Source organism: Janthinobacterium fluminis (genome assembly GCF_028595325.1).
Classification (GTDB): Bacteria; Pseudomonadota; Gammaproteobacteria; order Burkholderiales; family Burkholderiaceae_D; genus Janthinobacterium; species Janthinobacterium fluminis.
This window is the reverse complement of the sequence record NZ_JAQQXR010000002.1, coordinates 605923-625004: the sequence shown is the minus strand read 5'-3', so window position 1 is coordinate 625004 and position 19082 is coordinate 605923. Positions and strand designations below refer to the sequence as shown.

Here is a 19082-nt window from a genome sequence, read left to right as displayed (position 1 = left end):
AATGTCCGCCAGTAGTTGAGTCGATGCCGAATCGGCCGTCCGCCCCGCGCGGACCAGCCCCCCGTTGAGGCTATGACGAACGGCGCCACTCAAAACGTGCAAGATTTTTTTTCGATTAATATTTCAGGCGGGCGCAGCGCGCGGGAAACCGGCCGGGACGGCGCTTAGCTGAGTATGGTCAGGCCGCCCGGCAGCGTGCGGGCGCGCAGGCCGACGACGTGCTGGAGCTGCGCCAGGGCCAGGTCCAGCGCGGCAATGGCAAAGCGCCCGCTGACGGCCTGCCCGCGCGCGGCCTGGTTCATCAGCACGACGCGGCCGGGCCGATAACGGTTGATCTCGTCGAGCGCATCGGCCAGCCGGGTTTCGTTGAACACCAGCACGCCGCTGCGCCAGGCCGGCACGGCGGCCGCATCGACGCCGCTGACCTCGCCCACGGCGTGCGCGTCGTAGACGGTTTGCTGGCGCGCCCGCAAGGCCCGGACGCCGGCCGGGTGCTCGACGCGCACGCTGCCGTCGAGGCAGGTCACGCACACCCGGCCGTCCAGATGGCGCACCTCGAACTGCCCGAAGCCGGCCACGCTGCGGCCGGCGCCGGCGACGACGGCAAACACCTGCGCCGCGCCGCGCACGTCGACGGCGGCTTCGCCGCTGATGAGTTCCAGGCCGACGGTGGCGTCGCCGGCCGTCTGCCGGCGCACGCTGGTGCGCGTGTTGAGCGTGACGGTGACGCCGCCGGCCAGCGCCAGCGCGCGCTGTTCGCCGGTGGCGGTGCGCTCGTCGGCGCCCCACTCGGCGGGCGCCGGCCACAGTCCCAGCGGCGGCCGCAGCACGGCGGCGCCGGCGACGGCGGCCGCCACGGCGCCGCCGAGGAAGGCGCGGCGGCCCGGCGCCGGCAGGCGTTGCGCGCGTGGACGGAAGAAGGCGGCCACGGCCGGGTCGCTGCGCAGCAGGGCGCCGGCCGGTTGCCTGAATCCATCCCAGCGCCGCCTGGCCTCGTTGTAGGCCGTCCGGTGGGCCGGGCTGGAACGCACCCAGCCACGAAACCGGTCGGCATCCTCGGCCACGGCATCGCCCGAATTAAGCAGGCGCAGCCAGTCCCAGGCCTGCGCCGCAAGGGCGGCGCGCTCGTCAACAGGGGGCGGTGTCTGGTTCATGGTGTCATTTCTCGCGTCCGGGCGCATAGCCGCCAGCGGGGGCCCACGGCCCACTGCGCCGGTGCCGGTCTTGTTTGTCCATCACAGTGATGACGAATGGCGACGCCCAGGACTGCATTTATTTTTTCTCCGCGGCGAGGTAAGCGTTCAGCGACTCGTGGGCGCGCTTGAGTTCGGACGCCACCGTGCGCAGCGACACTCCCAGGCGGGCGGCCGCCTCCTTCTGCGTCGCCTCCTCCCAGTGCACCATCACGACGATCAGGCGGCGGCGCTCAGGCATGCGCTCCATGACCTTCAACAAGGCGTCCAGATCGGAGCGCGACTCGGCCGCCTGCTCGGGGCCGGGCGCCGGGTCGCACATCTCTTCGAGCAGCGCGTCGATCGCCTCGCCCGACAGCGCGCGCCGCTGGCGGCGCTGCACGTCCACGGCGATATTATGCGCCATGCGCACCAGATAGGCGCCCGGACTGCGGATCGGCCCATGCTCGTCCTGCCCATGCAGCCGCAGATAGGTGTCGTGCAGCGCGTCGCTGGCCATGTCACCATTGCCCAGCATGCGCGTGAGCCGCAACTTCAGGTTGGCATAGCGCTTGCTCAGATAATCCAGCAGCTCCAGCTGCACATTGTCGGCCACGGCTAGACCCCGTCCCCGCCGCGCCGCGGCGCGCACGGCGGCGCGGCGTCCGCGTCGGCCGGCAAGACCATCATCGTCAAGGACTGCTGCGCCAGCGGCGCCGGCGGCGCCATGCCGACGTGCGCGCCGCGCAAACCGTCCAGCAGCGCGCGGTCGCGGCCGGCGTCGCCGCTGGAGCCGAGCAGGCGCGCGCCATACACGCGGCCGGCCGCGTCCAGGCGAAACCGCAGCACGGCGCTGTAGCGGCCCGGCGCCGTGCGCGCGTCGGCGCACAGCGCCTGCGTGATGCGCGCCTGCACCAGGCCGGCGTAGCCGTCGGCGTCGAACAGCGCCGCCATGCCGGCGCGCGCGGCGGCGGGCGGCGCGGTCCGCTCCTTGAGCAGGAAAGTCTGGCCCGCCTGCGTGTCCAGCCTCTCGGCGAACAAGCCGCTGCCCTCCAGCAGCGCGCGCAAGGCCGCCTCGGCGGAATAGCGGCCCCGCACGGCCGACGCGGCGCGGCCGGCGACGATGCCGCTGGCAAACAGGGCGGGCCGGTTGGCGATGGCGGCATACTCGTTGAGCGCCGCCGCCAGCGGCTGGGCGGCAATGGCGAAATCGAACAAGGGCCCGTCCATGTCCGCCGCTGGCAGGCCGGCGCGCGCCTCGGGCGCAGGCGCGCGCGCCGACGCCGCGGCGCTCAGCAAGCCTGAAAAGATCAGGCATCCCGCCAGCGCAAGCACACTGGGCGATGCCGGGTTGCCTGTCATATTCCTAAGGGTGCGATCGTCGCGGTTGGAGGTAATATGCCGGACTCTACACACCCCAGATTACCGCTTCGTGACATGCGCCCGCACAGCCGGGGACAGACCACGATTTTCAAGGAATAATTCCTTGAAAATCGTGGTCTGTCCCCAGCTATGTTATCGTGCCGCTACCCCGTATCTAGCAATATACTTCTTCAATATCAATATCTTAGGTCAATGATGAAAATAGCCACTTGGAACGTCAACTCCCTGAAGGTGCGCCTGCCGCAGGTATTGCAATGGCTGGCCGACAATCCCGTCGATGTGCTGTGTCTGCAGGAAACCAAGCTGACGGACGACAAGTTCCCCGTCGCCGACATCGAGGCGGCCGGCTACCAGGTCGTCTTCAGCGGCCAGAAAACCTATAACGGCGTGGCCATCCTGTCGAAGCTGCCCATTCACGACGTCGTCAAGAACAATCCGCGCTACGAGGACGCCCAGCAGCGCATCCTGGCGGCGACCATAGACGGCGTGCGCGTCGTCTGCGCCTATGTGCCGAACGGCCAGAGCGTCGACTCCGACAAGTACGAGTACAAGCTGGGCTGGCTGGCGGCCCTGCACGAGTGGCTGGCGGCCGAGGCGCTGCTGCACGAAAACATGGCCGTCGTCGGCGACTACAATATCGCGCCGGAGGACCGCGACGTGCATGATCCGCTGGCCTGGGCCGGCCAGATACTGGTGTCGGACAGGGAGCGCGCCGCGCTCGGCAAGCTGCTCGACATCGGCCTGCAGGACGCCTTCCGCCTGTTCGAGCAGGCCGAAAAATCCTTCAGCTGGTGGGATTACCGCGCGCTCGGCTTCCGCCTGAACAAGGGCTTGCGCATCGACCATATCCTGCTGTCGGCGGCGCTGGCGACGCGCTGCACCGCCTGCGTCATCGACCGCGCGCCGCGCAAGTGGGAGCAGCCGTCCGACCACGCGCCGGTGGTGGCCACCATAGGCTGAGCGGGCCGCGCCCTCAGCCGCCCCCGCCGGGCCGCGCCAGCCGGTCCAGGCGCCGCTCGGCCAGCGCCTGCGGCACCGGCTGCGAGAACAGATAGCCCTGGGCGTAGCGACAGCCGTTGCGCTGCAGCAGCGCGAACTGCGCCTCCGTTTCCACCCCCTCCGCCACCGTCGACAGTTGCAGGCTGTCCGCCAGGGCAATGATGGCGGCGACGATGGCGCGGTCCTCGGCGCTGTGTTCCAGGTCTTTGACGAAGGCGCGGTCGATCTTCACTTTCTTCACCGGGAAGCGCTTCAGGTAGGCCAGGCTGGAATAGCCGGTGCCGAAGTCGTCTATCGACAGGCGGATGCCCATCGCGTTGATCTGCCCGAGGATGGCCAGGGTGTGCTCGCCATGCTGCATCAGCGCCGTCTCGGTGATCTCGAATTCCAGCAGGGCCGGGTCGATGCCCGTTTCGTCGAGGATGCGGCGGATCGAGCCGACCAGGTCGCGGTGCATGAACTGGCGCGGCGACAGGTTCACCGCCAGCGGCACCGGCTGCCAGCCCTGGCGCAGCCAGGCCATGCTCTGCTCGCAGGCGCGGCGTATCACCCACTCGCCGATCGGCACGATCAAGCCGTTTTCCTCGATGATGGGAATGAAGCTGTCCGGCAGCACCAGGCCGTGCTCCGGGCGGCGCCAGCGCAGCAGCACTTCCATCGTGTGCAGGCGGCGCGTGCCGGTGTCGACGATGGGCTGGTAGAACAGCTCGAACTGGTGCAGCGCCAGCGCGCCGCGCAGGCTGCTCTCCAACTCGAAATGCTGGGCCGCCGCCTGGTTCATCCTTTGCGTGAAGAACTGGTAGTTGTTGCGCCCGCTCGCCTTGGCGTAATACATGGCCGCGTCGGCGTGGCGCATCAGCGTGTCGACATCGGCGCCGTCGTCCGGATACACGCAGATGCCGATCGACGGCGTGATGTGCAGCGTGTGGCCGTCCAGCGGGAACGGCGCCGCCAGCGCCTCGATGATCTTCTCCGCCACATGGCCCGACTCCTCGGCGCCGCGGATGCCCGGCACCAGCACGACGAATTCGTCGCCGCCCAGGCGCGCCACCGTGTCGCTGACGCGCACGGCGCGGCACAGCCGGCTGGCCACTTCCTTGAGCAGGCTGTCGCCCGTCATATGGCCGAGCGAGTCGTTGATCGTCTTGAAGCGGTCCAGGTCGATGAACATGACGGCCAGGCGGCGCTCCTGGCGCTGGGCCGCCAGCATGGCCCGGTCGAGCCGGTCCGACAGCAGCGCGCGGTTCGGCAAGCCCGTCAGGCTGTCGTGGTAGGCCATGTGGTGGACGCGCGCCTCGGCCTGGCGGCGCTCGACGATTTCGCCCTGCAGCAGGGCGTTGGCGCCGGCCAGCTCGGCGGTGCGTTCCAGCACGCGCAGCTCGAGCTCGTCGCGGGCGCGCAGCACCGCCTCGGCCGCCTCGCGGCGCGCCGTGACGTCGTCGACCAGCCAGACGGAGCGGCCGTTGGCCTGGGCCAGGTCGAAGGGCCGCCCCGACAGGCGCGCCCAGAACATGCTGCCGTCGCGCCGCCGCAGCCGGTATTCGGACATGTGGACGCGGCCGGCGCTGAAGTCGCGCGCCGTCTCGGCCCGCGCCGCGTCCCACGCCGCCCGGTCCGGGTAGAGGGCCTGCACCGACAGGCCGACGATGCCGCCGGGCGGGTAGCCGAACAATTCCTCCATCTTGCTGTTGCTGCGCAGGTTGAAGCCGCCCTCGACGACGGCGATGCCGAGCACGGCGCTGTCGAGGATGGCCTGGTTTTCCAGCAGCGCGTTGCGCAGCGATTCCTCGGCGCGCTTTTGCTCGCTGCGGTCCTCGATGATCCAGATGGTCCCCTGCGCCGGCTCGCTGGGGTTGACGACGTAGCCGATCAACTGGGCCCACAGCATGCTGCCGTCGCTGCGCTGCATCTCGACTTCGGTCTGGAAGGGCTTGCCGACCGACAGCGCGGGGAAGGCGGCCGCGCCCAGGCAGTCGTAGGATTGCTGCGAGGGGTAGAGCGCCCGCCCGGGCAGGCCCAGGCCGCTGTCGCCCGGATAGCCGAACATGTCGCCGAAGCCGCGGTTGTAGCGCGTGATCAGGCGGTTCTTGGTAAACAGGATGCTCATCGAGGCGTTCGTCATGATCGCCTCCACTTCCATGCGGGTCTGCCGGCTGGCGCTGATGTCCTCAAGTATCCAGATGGTGCCCTGCTCGCTGTGCTCCTGGTCGACGGCCTTGGCGCGCACGCGGCACCAGAACAGCGTGCCGTCCTTGCGCTTGAACAGGTACTCGCCCTTCTCGAAGGGCTGGCCGCTGCCCAGCAGCGGCGCGGCCTCCCTGCCGAACGCCTCGTACACCTCGGGCGAGGGGAAGACGTCGGCGGCCGGCCGCCCCGTCAGCTCGTCGCGGCGGTAGCCGAACATGTCGGCGAAGCGCGGATTACAGCTGAGCATCAGGCGCTCCTTGCTGAACAGGATGCCGACCGAGGCGTTGTCGAGGATCGCCTTTTGCTCCAGCAGCAGCTGCTTGGTGGCCTCCTCGGCCGCCTTTTGCGCGCTGCGGTCGTCGAAAATCCAGATCGTGTCCTGGTGCGGGCCGCCCGGCTTGATCACATAGCCGAAGGCGTGCGCCCAGAAGGTGCTGCCGTCGCGCCGGCGCATTTCCATCTCGGCCTGGTAGGGCTGGCCGCGCGCCAGCAGCGGCCCGGCCTTGCGCAGCACCGCCTGGTAGGCCGCCGGCGACGGGTACAGTGAGCGCGCCGGCCGGCCGACGCCGTCGTCGCCGGACAGGCCGAAGAATTCAGCGAAGCGGCGGTTGTAGCGCAGGATGCGCTTGTTGCGCTGGAAGCCGATGGCCAGCGGCGCGCTGTCCATGATCGCCTGCATCTCCAGCAGGGCGCGGCGCAGCTGGTCCTCGTCGCGGCGGTGCTCGCTGATGTCCTCGACGATCCAGACGGTGCCGTCGGCCGTGTTGAGCGGATCGACGGCGCGGCCGTACAGGCGGGCCCAGAACAGCGCGCCGTCCTGGCGCCGCAACTGCAGCTCGGTGCGGAACGAGCGCCCCGTCGAGAGCGGCGGCCCGGCCGCGCGCCCCAGCGCCGCGTAGGCCTCGGCCGAGGGGTAGAGGGTGACGCCGTCGCGGCCCGCCAACTCCTTGCTGGCGTAGCCGAACATTTCGGCGGCGCGGATATTGCATTCGCGGATCACGCCGGCGCGCGAAAAGAGGATGCCGACGGCGGCGTTTTCGAGGATGGCGCGCTGCTCCAGCAGCGTCTTGCGCAGCGCCGTCTGGTCGCGCTGGTGGACGCTGACGTCGTTGAAGACGACGGTGACGCCGCGCAGGCCGGCGCCTTCCGGCAGCGGCTTGACCCAGACCTGCACGGCGACGGCGGCGCCGGCCGCGTTCAGCACGCTGGCGTCCCAGCGCTGTTCGGCCTGCGCGCCGGCCGCCGCGCGCAGCTGGGCGGCGGCGCCGGCGCGCTGCGGCGCGGCGAAAAACTCGTCCAGCGCGTGCCCGGCCGCGTCCACGCCGAGCAGGCGCGCCAGCGCCGCGTTGGCGGCGACGACCGTGCCGCCGCTGTCGCAGGCGCAGGCGGCCAGCCCTATCATGTCTAGGGCGGCGGCGATGAAATCGGGATGGGTCGGAGCTCGGTTCATGGACACCACTGCAACAATTAAAAAATGCGGCCTTGGACTGCGGCCTGGGACTACGGCCTTGGACCCGGGTGCCGCACACTGCGACGATCATAAACCACATTCAGGCAATTTTGTCATAAAGCGCAACAGCTGGGGACAGACCACGATTTCCAGGAAATGATTTCCAAGAAATCATTTCCTGGAAATCGTGGTCTGTCCCCGCCCGGCATCTGCCGTAGAATGGCGCCATGCGCCGACCTGCTCCCCTCCCCTCCGACCCCGGCGACAAGCCGGTCATCTGGACCGTCTCGGTGTCGCGCCTGTTCGACCTGTTCCGCGACATCACGCTGGAATACGACGACCTGGCGACGATCGAGCCGATCAACCTCGGCTTCGACGACGCCGCCCGCCACATCCGCGAGCGCATGGCCACGGAGCGCTGCGACGCCGTCATCGCGGCCGGCTCGAACGGCGCCTACCTGAAGGGCCGCCTGGGCGTGCCGGTGATCATCGCCAAGGCCAGCGGCTTCGACGTCATGCAGGCGCTGGCGCGGGCGCGCCGCGTCTCGGCGCGCATCGGCGTCATCACCTACCAGGACGCGATGCCGGAGCTGGCCGAATTCTGCGCCACCTTCGGCTGCCCCATCGCCCAGCGCACCTACGCCACCGAGGAGGACGCGCGGGCCCAGATCAACGAGCTGAAGGCGGCCGGCATCGAGGCCATCGTCGGCGCCGGCCTGATCACCGACCTGGCCGAGGAGGCCGGCCTGACCGGCGTGTTCGTCTACTCGGCCGCGTCGATCCGCCTGGCCTTCGACGACGCGCTGGAAATGGCCCGCCTGGGCCAGCTCGAAGCGAGCCGCGGCCGCCGCGCCGTCGTCGCCGACACGCTGCGCGCCAAACACGGCGTCAACGACCTGCGCGGCGACTCGGCGGCGATGGAGGCGCTGCGCCAGGCCGTGCTGCTGTACGCGCAGTCGCCGGCGACGGTGCTGATCCAGGGCGAAACGGGCAGCGGCAAGGAATTGGTGGCGCAGGCCATCCACCGCGAAGGCCCGCGCAAGCTGGGGGCGAACCGGCCCTTCGTCGCCGTCAACTGCGGCGCCATCGCCGAGTCCCTGCTCGAATCGGAGCTGTTCGGCCACGAGGACGGCGCCTTCACGGGCGCGCGCCGCGGCGGCCACGCCGGCCTGTTCGAGGCGGCCAACGGCGGCACCCTGTTCCTCGACGAAATCGGCGAAATGCCGGCGGCGCTGCAGACGCGGCTGCTGCGCGTGCTCGAAGAGCGCGAAGTGGTGCGCGTCGGCGGCACCCGGCCGATCTCCATCAATGTGCGCATCATCAGCGCCACCCACTGCGACCTGGAGCAGCGCATCGGCGACGGCCGCTTCCGCGCCGACCTGTTCTACCGCCTGGCCGTGCTGCGCCTGGCCGTGCCGGCGCTGCGCGAGCGCCCCGGCGACATCCCCGCCCTGGCCGAATGGACGCTGAAAGGGGCGCTGGCGGCGCTGGGCGCGCGCCCGCACCCGAACCTGCACGCCGAGCTGCTCGCCTGCGCGCCGTTGCTGGCCCGCTACGGCTGGCCCGGCAACGTGCGCCAGCTGCGCAACCTGATGGAGCGGCTGGCGCTGTTCCTCGCGGCCCAGCCGCTGCAGGCGCTCACGCCCGCCTTCGTGCTGGGCGTGGCGGCCGAGCTGGCGCGGCCCGGCGCGCCGGCCATGGCCGTGGCCGCTTCAGCCGCCCCGGCGCCGGCCGGCGAAACGGCGGCGCAAACGCTGGCCCGCTTCGGCGGCCGGCGCGACGCCGCCGCCGCCCACCTGGGCATCAGCCGCACCACGCTGTGGCGCAAGCTGCGCGCCGAGGGCGGCGCCGGCGCGACCTGAGGCGGACGCCGGCGCAAGCATGCGCAAAGCTTAAATTTGGCATGTTTACAAGCTTGCGAAGACGTCCATCGCAAAAAACAGACACTTTCCACGGCCGCCAGTCCCGACCATTTCCCTTCCCGGGCAAAGCTTGTATATTTACGCACAGCAACACTCAGTCGTATTTCAATACAACCAATAATTACGGGAAATCAATGGATAAGAAGCGCGCAGGCATGTTGAAAATGACCACCCTGACCCTCGCCCTCACCCTGGCCGGATGCGGCGGTGGCGGCGACTCGGCGGGCACCCCGACGACGGCCGCCTCGCGCACCGTCGCCGGGACCGCCGCGAAAGGCATCCTGAAAGGCGCGACGGTCAACGCCTACGCCATCGGCGCCGACGGCAAGCAGGGCACGACGGCCATCGCCACCGGCACGACGCTGAACGACGGCAGCTTCTCCATCAAGATTCCCACCGACGTGCTGAGCTTCATCGTCGAAGTCAGCGGCGGCCCGAACGCCACCTCGGCCGACGAGGCCAGCGGCGTCGACGTGCCCGTCGGCGCCGGCTTCAAGCTGCGCAACGTCGTCAAGCTGGCCGCCGCCGGCGAAACCACCTACACCGGCTCGGTCAGTCCGCTGACGGAGATGATCGTCAAAACGGCCGAGGGCGCCAGCGGCGGCCTGTCCGCCGCCAACATCGACAGCGCCAAGGCAGGCTTCGCCGCCTTCTTCGGCTTCAGCCCCGAGCAGGTCAAACCTGTCAACTCGAACTCGGCCGCCGCCGCCACCGCCAACGCGCAAGAGAAACTGCAAAGCGTGATGCTGGCCGCCATTTCCAAGCTGGCCAAGGACGGCAAACTCGGTTGCGCGGAAACGACGCCGGGCGCGCAGCTGGGCTGCGTCGTCGGCAAGATCGGCGCGCTGGGCACGATCAAGGGCAATAGCCTGGAAGTGAACGACGCCCTGAGCGGCGCCATCGACACGGCGGCCACCGAGGTGGTCGCCGACACCACGATCAACCAGACCGGCAACACCAGCGTCGCCCCGCTGCCCAAGGGCACGGTGCCCATCCTGCCGCCGGCGGCCAGCGGCGTGCAGGCGGCCAAGAACCTGTTCGCCAGCCTGCGCAGCAACCTGACGGCCCTGAGCAACGGCAACCACAGCGGCGCCATCGACCTGCGCGCCGACGCCATGCGCGCCGACTTCGAGCAAGCCGTCGCGCCGCTCGACGACGACCTGAGCAAATGGATGCAGCTCAGCACCAACGGCATCGACTTCCTGCGCGCCTACCAGGCCGGCAGCACCACCTCGAACACCCTGGAAGTGTACGCGGGCGCGACCAAGCTGGGCGGCTGCGGCGTGTATAGCGACGCCGACGGCAGCGTCGCCGCCACCTCGGCCGCCGACGCCCTCACGGTCGGCTGCTCGATCGTGCGCAAAACCGTGCCCGGCTCGTACACCACCGGCCTCTCGCCGAACACCTACAAGCGCGTCACGGCGGCCTTCACCATCACCCCCGTCGGCGACACCAGTTACACCTATGTGTCGCGGGCGCGCCTGGAAACCTGGAACGTCGGCGCCAGCGAGCGCAACCGCAACCTCGACGTCACCGTCGGCGTCTACGGCGACACGCCGAACGCGCGCGCCACCGGCAGCATCAACTATGTCCGCAACGGCAACACGCTGAGCACCTTCAGCGTCGAGGGCACGATGCCGGCCCGCACCGACGACTACGGCAACGCCGTCACGGACCGCGCGAGCTGGACCCTGTCGGCCACCCGCACGGCCGAGGGCAACAAGACCTTCAAATACGCCTTCTCCGGCGCCATCGCCGCGATCAAGGCCGGCCAGCAGGTGGGCAAGGTCAGCATCGCCGCCGGCTCCTTCCTGCGCACCGTGGAAGCCAACGAAGGCCGCATCGTCGCCACCGGCGTGAAGGAATTCTCGCTGTCGCTGGCCGCCGAGGCGGGCGGCAGCAAGGCTGCGGGCACCCTGGTGATGAGCGAGGCGATGGCCGACAAGAACGGCCAGGAGTACATGCCAACCAAACTCAGCTTTACCGGCAACCTGGCCACCGCCAACGCGGAATTCTTCACCGGCACGCTGAAACTGCAGCAAACGGACTTCGACAAATTCGACAGCGCCTTGCCTGAGTCGGCCACCAACTATGTGAAGAAAAGCGCGGCGCTGGCGGGCAAACTGAGCATCCCGAACCGCCCGGCCCTGGGCATCAGCCTGAACGCCGGCAGCAACGCCTTCCACAGCAGCAGCCTGACCGGACAGTACAACGACGGCGCCAGCCTGATCAACTTCAGCGTGACGGACGCCAACCACGGCGTCACGCCGAAGCTGACGACCTTCGCCAGCTCCGACGGCGTGACGATGGCGCTGAGCGGCGCCGCCGACAGCGTCGACGTGCTGAAGGACAACGCCAAAGTGGGCGTGCTGAACCTCAAGACCGGCCGCATCGACTACGCCGACGGCATCTTTGAATCGCTGAAGTAAGCGCCGCCGCAAGGCAACTGACCTGGCGGCCGACACCGCCAGGTTTTTTTTATTGTCGGGAGTCCTATGCATCACTATGTCTTCGCCGCGCTGGCCGCCTGCGCCGCCTGCCCGTCCGCCCTGGCCCAGACGGCCGCGGCGGCGCCGGATGCGCCGGCCGGCTGGGCGCCGTACCTGGAAGTGCGCCTGTGGGAAGCCCACGACGGCGTTCCCATCAAACAATTCGACAAGGATTGGTCGCAGGGTTTCTCACCCAGGGCCGGGCGCAACGTCATGTTCCAGCGCAACCGCGTCGAGGCCGGCGTCGAGCGCGGACCCTGGCGGCTGGCCTGGGAATACCGCCAGGAGGCGGTGCTGAGCACGAACCGCGACACGCTCGAGCTGGTGCACCTGTACAAGCAGCGCATCCGGCCGGCGGCGCCGGCCGCCTTCGACGTCCACGCCAGCATGGACGGCTGGGCGGCGCAGGGCTTGCGCGCCAGCCGCTGGTTCGCCCTGCCCGGCCAGGCCGCCGGCGGGCCGCGCCTGAACCTGGCGCTGGCCCTGTACGCCAGGCCGCGCCTGCGCGAGAACAGCGTCGACGGCACGGCGGCCGGCGGCGGCGGCGACGACTACAGCTTCAGCGCCGTGCAGAACGACGTCAACAGCCGCTTCCGCTACCCCTTCATGGGCCAGAGCCCCGGCGGCTCCGGCGTCAGCACGGCGCTGACGCTGGACTGGCCGCTGGGCCAGGCCAGCCGCTTCACGCTGAACGTGGACGACCTGTGGAGCCGCATGCGCTGGACCAATCTGCCGCAGACACGGCAGACCGCCGACTCCGCCGTGGCCAGTTACGACGCGCAGGGTTACATCAATTACCGCCCCCTGTTAAACGGCCGCAACAGCCAGATCAGCAAAAGCACGGCGCTGCGCCGCACCGCCGCGGCCACGCTGGCCGGCGGCTTCGGCGACTGGGGCGCGGCCCTGCAGATCGAGCGCTACGCCGGCGTGACCATCCCCACGTTCACCGGCTCGCGCCGCTTCGCCTGGGGCACGCTGAGCGCCAGCGTCGACACGCGCTTCAAGACCTTCGGCGTGGGCGTCGAGCGGGGCGACTTCCACGTCGCGCTGCAGGCGGACACACTGAACCCGAACCGCGCCAAGGCGCTCGGACTGAACCTGGGCTACCGCCACCCGTTCTGAGATACGCCACCGAGGCAAATATCAAAAAAGCCCCGTAACTCTTTGGAGTTACGGGGCTTTTTTACTTTTATCGCTGTATCGCAGCAATCGCGACAGCCCGCCAATTCGGGACGGCCTGCAGCCTTACTCGACTTCGACGATTTCCGGCGCGCTCGTCGGTGGCGTCGCGTCGGACTCGGGGAACTCCAGCTTGACGGCATCCTTCTCGTCGAGGTCGACGGTGACCTTGCCGCCGCTGACGAGGCGGCCGAACAGCAGTTCGTCGGCCAGCGCCTTGCGGATCATGTCCTGGATCAGGCGCGCCATCGGCCGCGCGCCCATCAGCGGGTCGAAACCCTTCTTGGCCAGGAACTTGCGCAGCTTCTCCGTGAAGATCGCCTCGACTTTTTTCTCGTGCAACTGCTCTTCCAGCTGCATGAGGAATTTGTCGACGACGCGCAGGATGATTTCCTCGTCCAGCGCGCGGAAGCTGATCGTCGCGTCGATGCGGTTGCGGAACTCCGGCGTGAACATGCGCTTGATGTCGGCCATCTCGTCGCCCGCCTCTTTCGAGTTGGTGAAGCCGATCGCATGCTTCTGCAGGCTCTCCGCGCCCGCGTTCGTCGTCATGATGATGATGACGTTGCGGAAGTCCGCCTTGCGGCCGTTGTTGTCCGTCAGCGTGCCGTGGTCCATCACCTGCAGCAGGATGTTGAAGATGTCCGGATGGGCCTTTTCGATCTCGTCGAGCAGCAGCACGGCGTGCGGCTTCTTGGTGATCGCCTCGGTCAGCAAGCCGCCCTGGTCGAAGCCGACATAGCCCGGCGGCGCGCCGATCAGGCGGCTGACGGCGTGGCGCTCCATGTATTCCGACATGTCGAAACGGATCAGCTCGATGCCGAGAATGAAGGCCAGCTGCTTCGCCACTTCGGTCTTGCCGACGCCGGTGGGACCGGAGAACAGGAAGGAGCCGATCGGCTTGTCGGTCTTGCCCAGGCCGGCGCGCGCCATCTTGATGGCCGACGACAGCGCCTCGATGGCCGGCTCCTGGCCGAAGACGACGTTGCGCAGGTCGCGGTCGATGGTTTGCAGCTTGCTGCGGTCGTCCTGGTTGACGGTCTGCGGCGGGATGCGGGCGATCTTGGCGATGATGTCCTCGATCTCCGACTTGCCGATGGTTTTCTTCTGCTTCGACTTCGGCAGGATGCGCTGGGCCGCGCCGGCCTCGTCGATGACGTCGATGGCCTTGTCGGGCAGGTGGCGGTCGTTGATGAAGCGCGCGGCCAACTCGGCCGCCGTGGACAGGGCCGACGCCGAATACTTGACGCCGTGGTGCTCCTCGAAGCGCGACTTCAGGCCGCGCAGGATCTGCACCGTCTGCTCGACGGTCGGCTCGTTGACGTCGACCTTCTGGAAGCGCCGCGACAGGGCATGGTCTTTCTCGAACACGCCGCGGAATTCCGTGTAGGTGGTCGCGCCTATGCATTTGAGCTGGCCGTTCGCCAGCGCCGGTTTCAGCAGGTTGGACGCGTCCAGCGTGCCGCCCGAGGCCGAGCCGGCGCCGATGATCGTGTGGATCTCGTCGATGAACAGGATGCCGTGCGGGTTATCCTTCAATTGCTTGAGGACGGCCTTGAGGCGCTGCTCGAAATCGCCGCGGTATTTGGTGCCGGCCAGCAGCGCGCCCATGTCCAGCGAATACACGACGGCATTGGCGAGGATCTCCGGCACCTCGCCCTGGGTGACGCGCCAGGCCAGGCCCTCGGCGATGGCGGTCTTGCCGACGCCGGCCTCGCCGACGAGCAGCGGATTGTTCTTGCGGCGCCGGCACAGGATCTGGATGACGCGGTCGACCTCGTCCTCGCGGCCGATCAAGGGGTCGATCTTGCCCTCGGCGGCGGCCTTGTTCAGGTTCTGCGTGAACTGGTCGAGCGGGCTTTCCTTCTGTTGGCCGTCGACGGACGCCTCTTCCACGCCTTCCGAAGTCTTCTGCATGTCGACCTGCTGGTCCTTGCGCACGCCGTGGGAGATGAAGTTGACCACGTCCAGGCGCGTCACGCCCTGCTGGTGCAGATAGTAGACGGCGTGCGAATCCTTCTCGCCGAAGATGGCCACGAGCACGTTGGCGCCCGTCACTTCCTTCTTGCCGTTCGAGGCGGACTGCACGTGCATGATGGCGCGCTGGATGACGCGCTGGAAACCGAGCGTCGGCTGGGTGTCGACCTCGCCCGTGCCGGGCACGGTCGGGGTGTTATCGCCGATGAAATTGGTGAGGGTCTTGCGCAAATCCTCGATGTTGACCGCGCACGCGCGCAACACCTCGGCCGCCGAGGGGTTGTCCAGCAGCGCCAGCAGCAAATGCTCGACCGTGATGAACTCGTGCCGGGCCTGGCGCGCCTCGACGAACGCCATGTGCAAACTTACTTCTAATTCCTGCGCAATCATACTTCCTCCATCACGCACTGCAGGGGGTGCCCCGCCTTGCGCGCATGCGTTAAAACGAACTCCACTTTTGTACACGCTATATCTTTAGAGAACACGCCGCACACTCCTTTGCCGTAACGATGCACACTGAGCATAATCTGAGTCGCCGTTTCCCGGTCTTTGTTGAAGTACTCCTGGATGATGGCGACGACAAATTCCATCGGCGTGTAGTCATCATTGAGCAGGGCCACCTGGTACAAAGGCGGCGGTTTTAGCGCCTGACGCTCCAGTAGGGTTTCGGTGTCATGCTTGGTTGCCATACGCTTATTCTAATGCTTTCAGGGTGGATGCAAAGCGCAAATATCAGCGCCATTCCAATAGTTTTCAATCTTACGCGCTTTCTCGACTCTGCGCAGGTGGCGACGCCATCGATAAATTCAAGAGTTGCCCATTTGCATGTTATAAAAATATTAGCAAAATTGTGAGGAAAGCGCTTGACTTCAGCATTTATTCCGCCAACAATGCGGTATCGACTAGTGCAGAAATGTATAGGTTGATAAGAAGTGAGGCGTCGAGGAGGGGGCAAGAAGCTTCTTGCTTTTATGGCTCGTGTGATTCGTTTTTATTTGAAAGTTCTTTTTATGGCAACAGGTACAGTTAAGTGGTTCAATGATTCCAAGGGCTTTGGTTTCATCACCCCAGATGATGGTGGCGAGGATTTGTTTGCGCATTTCTCCGCAATCAACATGAACGGTTTCAAGACCCTCAAAGAAGGTCAAAAAGTTCAGTTCGAAGTCACGCAAGGCCCTAAAGGCAAGCAAGCTTCCAACATCCAGGCAGCCTGAGTTTTATCAGGCCCAGGAAGTGAAAAACCCCGCGTCGCGGGGTTTTTTTTCGTCCGGGCCAAGCCGGCGCGCGGGCCGGGCCAGCCCCCGCAGGGGCAGGCCCGGCCTGTGGTATTACATGTGCTCGATCATGACCTCGCCGAAGCCGGAGCACGACACTTGGGTCGCGCCTTCCATCAGGCGGGCGAAGTCGTAGGTGACGCGCTTCGAGGCGATGGATTTCTGCATCGAGTCGATGACCAGGTCGGCCGCTTCGAACCAGCCCATGTGGCGCAGCATCATTTCAGCCGACAGGATCAGCGAACCCGGGTTCACATAGTCCTTGCCGGCGTACTTGGGCGCCGTGCCGTGGGTCGCTTCGAACATCGCCACGGAGTCCGACAGGTTGGCGCCCGGCGCGATGCCGATGCCGCCCACTTGCGCGGCGAGCGCGTCGGAGATGTAGTCGCCGTTCAGGTTCAACGTGGCGATGACGCTGTACTCGTTCGGGCGCAGCAGAATCTGTTGCAGGAACGCGTCGGCGATGGAATCCTTGACGATGATGTCGCGGCCGGTTTTCGGGTTCTTGAACTTCGACCATGGGCCGCCGTCGATCAGCTCGGCGCCGAATTCTTTTTGCGCCAGCGCATAGGCCCAGTCGCGGAAGCCGCCTTCCGTGTACTTCATGATGTTGCCCTTGTGGACGATCGTCACGGACGGCTTGTCATTGTCGACCGCGTACTGGATCGCCTTGCGCACCAGGCGCTCGGTGCCTTCGCGCGACACCGGCTTGATGCCGATGCCCGAGGTTTCCGGGAAGCGGATCTTGGTGACGCCCATTTCCTTGGTCAGGAACTCGATCAGCTTCTTGGCGCCGTCGGAGCCTTCCTGCCATTCGATGCCGGCGTAGATGTCTTCCGAGTTTTCGCGGAAAATCACCATGTCGGTTTTTTCCGGCTCACGCACCGGCGAAGGCACGCCGGTGAAGTAGCGCACGGGGCGCAGGCAGACATACAGGTCGAGCTGCTGGCGCAGGGCGACGTTGAGCGAACGGATGCCGCCGCCGACCGGGGTCGTCAACGGACCCTTGATCGAGACGACGTAGTCCTGCAGCACTTGCAGCGTTTCTTCCGGCAGCCACACGTCGGGACCGTAGACGTTGGTCGACTTTTCGCCGGCGTAGATTTCCATCCAGCTGATTTTGCGCGCGCCGCCGTAGGCTTTGGCCACGGCCGCGTCGATCACTTTGATCATGACCGGGCTGATGTCGACGCCCGTGCCATCGCCTTCGATGTAGGGAACGATGGGATTGTGCGGTACATTCAGCGAAAAATCGGCGTTGACGGTGATTTTTTTGCCGTCAGCAGGTACAGTGATATGTTGATACATCGTGATCTCCGAAGTGGGCGCTGCAAACGGCCGGTAAGGGCGCTTGCTGACGCGATCTGCAATCTGAATTTTTACAAAAGTGCTACTGCATCTTTAGTCTTCTATAAGACATAAGACAGGCGTTTCACATTATGCACTAGTATTTTACAAGGCGCTACGATTTTACGACACAGGCGTCGCCTGCCACCCCCTATTTTGCACCCGACCCGCATGCCACTCATACTATTTAATAAGCCCTACCAGGTATTGTGCCAGTTTTCCCCCCAGCCGGAGCGCGCCACGCTGGCCGACTACCTGACGATCCCGAACATCTACCCGGCCGGCCGGCTCGACGCCGACAGCGAGGGCTTGCTGCTGCTCACCGACGACGGCCGCCTGCAGCACGACATCAGCCACCCCGACCTGAAGCAGCCGAAGACCTATCTGGTGCAGGTCGACGGCGTGCCGGACCAGGCCACGCTGGCGCGGCTGCGCGCGCCGCTGGACCTGGGCGACTTCACCACCCAGCCCTGCCAGGCCGTGCAGATCGCCGCGCCGGACTGGATCTGGCCGCGCACGCCGCCCATCCGCGCGCGCCTGGAGCAGCCGACGGCGTGGCTGGCGCTGACCATACAGGAGGGCAAGAACCGCCAGGTGCGGCGCATGACGGCCGCCGTCGGCCTGCCGACGCTGCGCCTGGTGCGCAGCGCCATCGGGCCGTTTTCGCTGGCCAGCCACCCCTTGATGCCGGGCGAATGGCGCGAAGTGTCGCCGGCCGAACTGGGCAAGGCCGGCGCCGGCCGCGGCAAGTGATAAACCATATAAATTAATCGCGTTTTTTTGCAAAGTGATGTCAACCGCCAAGTATTTGCCCGCGTTATAGGCTCAGATTCATCAGAATCTTGCAGTTTCCCAAACACGTTAAAGGAATTCAAAATGTCCAAAATCATCGCTGCTCTGGTTGCTTCCTTGTTCGCTGCTTCGGCTTTCGCTGCCGCCCCTGCCGCTTCGGCCTCCGCTTCGGCGCCTGCCGCATCGGCCGCCGCCTCCGCACCTGCCGCTTCGGCTGAAGCGTCGGCGCCAAAAGCCAAGAAAGCCAAAAAAGCCAAGAAGGCAGCATCGGCTTCGGAAGCTGCATCGGCCGCATCCGCCGCATCGGCTAAGTAAGCGTTTTTGGCAACATCAAAAAGGCAGGCTGGTCCTGCCTTTTTTAACGCCCGCCTTGCGCCCGCCGCGGGCGCCGGACGCCGCCCTTGACGCCGGTGCGCCCGGCATGGCTTAATCGCCCCTTCTGTCCGCCCCACTGCACACCCATGAAAACACTTTTGGCAACCCTGAGCGCAACGGCCATGCTGGCCGGCGCCGGCGCCGCACTGGCGCAAAACCAGCGCTTCGCCTCGACCCAATTATCGGCCGGCATCCACCTGATCAGCGCCGAAGTGGCCGCCTCCGACGCGCAGCGCGAGCAAGGCCTGATGTTCCGTGAAAAAATGCCCAACAACGCGGGCATGGTGTTCGTCTTCGACGCGCCGGCGACGCAATGCATGTGGATGAAAAACACCCTGCTGCCGCTGTCGGTCGCCTTCATCGACGCCGAGGGCAAGATCGTCAATATCGAGGACATGCAGCCGCAGACGCTCGACAGCCACTGCTCCAAGAAAGCCGTGCCGGTGCGCTACGCGCTGGAAATGAACCTGGGCTGGTTCAAACAAAAGAACATCAAGCCGGGCACCGTGATCGGCAACCTGCCGCGCCTGCGCTAA

General features: G+C 66.7%; 15 protein-coding genes. 8 read left to right on the top strand and 7 right to left on the bottom strand.

The window, feature by feature from the left end; all coding sequences use genetic code 11:
* Positions 1-164 precede the first annotated feature (164 nt).
* From OIK44_RS08660 to OIK44_RS08650, 3 genes are all read right to left on the bottom strand, one after another.
* Positions 165-1154, bottom strand: a complete 990-nt coding sequence (locus OIK44_RS08660) for a FecR family protein (protein WP_273670323.1) — start codon at positions 1152-1154, stop codon at positions 165-167.
* Between the two features lie 118 nt (positions 1155-1272).
* On the bottom strand, positions 1273-1788 hold the full coding sequence (locus OIK44_RS08655) for an RNA polymerase sigma factor (RefSeq protein ID WP_273670322.1): 516 nt from the start codon (positions 1786-1788) through the stop codon (positions 1273-1275).
* 2 nt (positions 1789-1790) lie between these two features.
* Positions 1791-2402, bottom strand: coding sequence for a TonB family protein (locus tag OIK44_RS08650; protein WP_273670321.1), 612 nt, complete (start codon positions 2400-2402; stop codon positions 1791-1793).
* A 348-nt stretch (positions 2403-2750) separates the two neighbouring features.
* On the opposite strand from OIK44_RS08650, the gene xth reads away from it, so the two are divergent.
* Complete coding sequence (gene xth, locus OIK44_RS08645; protein WP_273670320.1) at positions 2751-3515, top strand: exodeoxyribonuclease III; 765 nt, start codon at positions 2751-2753, stop codon at positions 3513-3515.
* 13 nt (positions 3516-3528) lie between these two features.
* Here the strand turns inward: xth and OIK44_RS08640 are convergent, their stop codons facing one another.
* Positions 3529-7191, bottom strand: a complete 3663-nt coding sequence (locus OIK44_RS08640; protein WP_273670319.1) for a bifunctional diguanylate cyclase/phosphodiesterase — start codon at positions 7189-7191, stop codon at positions 3529-3531.
* 227 nt (positions 7192-7418) lie between these two features.
* Here OIK44_RS08640 and prpR point away from each other — a divergent pair, with 227 nt between their 5' ends.
* From prpR to OIK44_RS08625, 3 genes are all read left to right on the top strand, one after another.
* The gene (gene prpR, locus OIK44_RS08635; RefSeq protein WP_273670318.1) at positions 7419-9053 is read left to right on the top strand and encodes a propionate catabolism operon regulatory protein PrpR; all 1635 of its coding nucleotides are present in this window, start codon (positions 7419-7421) and stop codon (positions 9051-9053) included.
* Positions 9054-9268: 215 nt separating this feature from the next.
* Positions 9269-11542 carry a hypothetical protein gene (locus tag OIK44_RS08630; protein ID WP_273670317.1) on the top strand — a complete coding sequence of 758 codons (2274 nt, stop codon included), beginning with the start codon at positions 9269-9271 and terminating at the stop codon, positions 11540-11542.
* A gap of 66 nt (positions 11543-11608) precedes the next feature.
* Positions 11609-12724 carry a hypothetical protein gene (locus tag OIK44_RS08625; RefSeq protein ID WP_273670316.1) on the top strand — a complete coding sequence of 372 codons (1116 nt, stop codon included), beginning with the start codon at positions 11609-11611 and terminating at the stop codon, positions 12722-12724.
* A 123-nt stretch (positions 12725-12847) separates the two neighbouring features.
* Here OIK44_RS08625 and clpA read toward each other — a convergent pair whose 3' ends face one another.
* Both clpA and clpS read right to left on the bottom strand, forming a co-directional pair.
* The gene (clpA, locus tag OIK44_RS08620; RefSeq protein WP_273670315.1) at positions 12848-15148 is read right to left on the bottom strand and encodes an ATP-dependent Clp protease ATP-binding subunit ClpA; all 2301 of its coding nucleotides are present in this window, start codon (positions 15146-15148) and stop codon (positions 12848-12850) included.
* Positions 15145-15447 carry an ATP-dependent Clp protease adapter ClpS gene (gene clpS, locus OIK44_RS08615; RefSeq protein ID WP_090315375.1) on the bottom strand — a complete coding sequence of 101 codons (303 nt, stop codon included), beginning with the start codon at positions 15445-15447 and terminating at the stop codon, positions 15145-15147. Before clpS ends, clpA begins: the two co-directional genes overlap by 4 nt.
* A 321-nt stretch (positions 15448-15768) precedes the next feature.
* Between clpS and cspE the strand changes: the two genes are divergently transcribed.
* Positions 15769-15972 carry a transcription antiterminator/RNA stability regulator CspE gene (gene cspE, locus OIK44_RS08610; protein ID WP_010395943.1) on the top strand — a complete coding sequence of 68 codons (204 nt, stop codon included), beginning with the start codon at positions 15769-15771 and terminating at the stop codon, positions 15970-15972.
* 114 nt (positions 15973-16086) lie between these two features.
* Here the strand turns inward: cspE and icd are convergent, their stop codons facing one another.
* The gene (icd, locus tag OIK44_RS08605; RefSeq protein WP_273670314.1) at positions 16087-17340 is read right to left on the bottom strand and encodes an NADP-dependent isocitrate dehydrogenase; all 1254 of its coding nucleotides are present in this window, start codon (positions 17338-17340) and stop codon (positions 16087-16089) included.
* 210 nt (positions 17341-17550) lie between these two features.
* Between icd and OIK44_RS08600 the strand changes: the two genes are divergently transcribed.
* From OIK44_RS08600 to OIK44_RS08590, 3 genes are all read left to right on the top strand, one after another.
* Positions 17551-18132 carry a pseudouridine synthase gene (locus tag OIK44_RS08600; RefSeq protein WP_273670313.1) on the top strand — a complete coding sequence of 194 codons (582 nt, stop codon included), beginning with the start codon at positions 17551-17553 and terminating at the stop codon, positions 18130-18132.
* 123 nt (positions 18133-18255) lie between these two features.
* Entirely contained in the window at positions 18256-18486 is a 231-nt protein-coding gene (locus OIK44_RS08595; RefSeq protein ID WP_273670312.1) for a hypothetical protein, read from the top strand.
* Positions 18487-18632: 146 nt separating this feature from the next.
* Entirely contained in the window at positions 18633-19082 is a 450-nt protein-coding gene (locus tag OIK44_RS08590; RefSeq protein ID WP_273670311.1) for a DUF192 domain-containing protein, read from the top strand.

What these genes read in the sequence shown, in the direction of transcription:
- OIK44_RS08660 (WP_273670323.1), bottom strand. Translation starts at nt 1,154, where the DNA reads ATGAACCAGACACCGCCCCCTGTTGACGAGCGCGCCGCCCTTGCGGCG.
- OIK44_RS08650 (WP_273670321.1), bottom strand. Translation starts at nt 2,402, where the DNA reads ATGGACGGGCCCTTGTTCGATTTCGCCATTGCCGCCCAGCCGCTGGCG.
- xth (WP_273670320.1), top strand. Translation starts at nt 2,751, where the DNA reads ATGAAAATAGCCACTTGGAACGTCAACTCCCTGAAGGTGCGCCTGCCG.
- OIK44_RS08640 (WP_273670319.1), bottom strand. Translation starts at nt 7,191, where the DNA reads ATGAACCGAGCTCCGACCCATCCCGATTTCATCGCCGCCGCCCTAGAC.
- prpR (WP_273670318.1), top strand. Translation starts at nt 7,419, where the DNA reads ATGCGCCGACCTGCTCCCCTCCCCTCCGACCCCGGCGACAAGCCGGTC.
- OIK44_RS08630 (WP_273670317.1), top strand. Translation starts at nt 9,269, where the DNA reads ATGTTGAAAATGACCACCCTGACCCTCGCCCTCACCCTGGCCGGATGC.
- OIK44_RS08625 (WP_273670316.1), top strand. Translation starts at nt 11,609, where the DNA reads ATGCATCACTATGTCTTCGCCGCGCTGGCCGCCTGCGCCGCCTGCCCG.
- clpA (WP_273670315.1), bottom strand. Translation starts at nt 15,148, where the DNA reads ATGATTGCGCAGGAATTAGAAGTAAGTTTGCACATGGCGTTCGTCGAG.
- clpS (WP_090315375.1), bottom strand. Translation starts at nt 15,447, where the DNA reads ATGGCAACCAAGCATGACACCGAAACCCTACTGGAGCGTCAGGCGCTA.
- cspE (WP_010395943.1), top strand. Translation starts at nt 15,769, where the DNA reads ATGGCAACAGGTACAGTTAAGTGGTTCAATGATTCCAAGGGCTTTGGT.
- icd (WP_273670314.1), bottom strand. Translation starts at nt 17,340, where the DNA reads ATGTATCAACATATCACTGTACCTGCTGACGGCAAAAAAATCACCGTC.
- OIK44_RS08600 (WP_273670313.1), top strand. Translation starts at nt 17,551, where the DNA reads ATGCCACTCATACTATTTAATAAGCCCTACCAGGTATTGTGCCAGTTT.
- OIK44_RS08595 (WP_273670312.1), top strand. Translation starts at nt 18,256, where the DNA reads ATGTCCAAAATCATCGCTGCTCTGGTTGCTTCCTTGTTCGCTGCTTCG.
- OIK44_RS08590 (WP_273670311.1), top strand. Translation starts at nt 18,633, where the DNA reads ATGAAAACACTTTTGGCAACCCTGAGCGCAACGGCCATGCTGGCCGGC.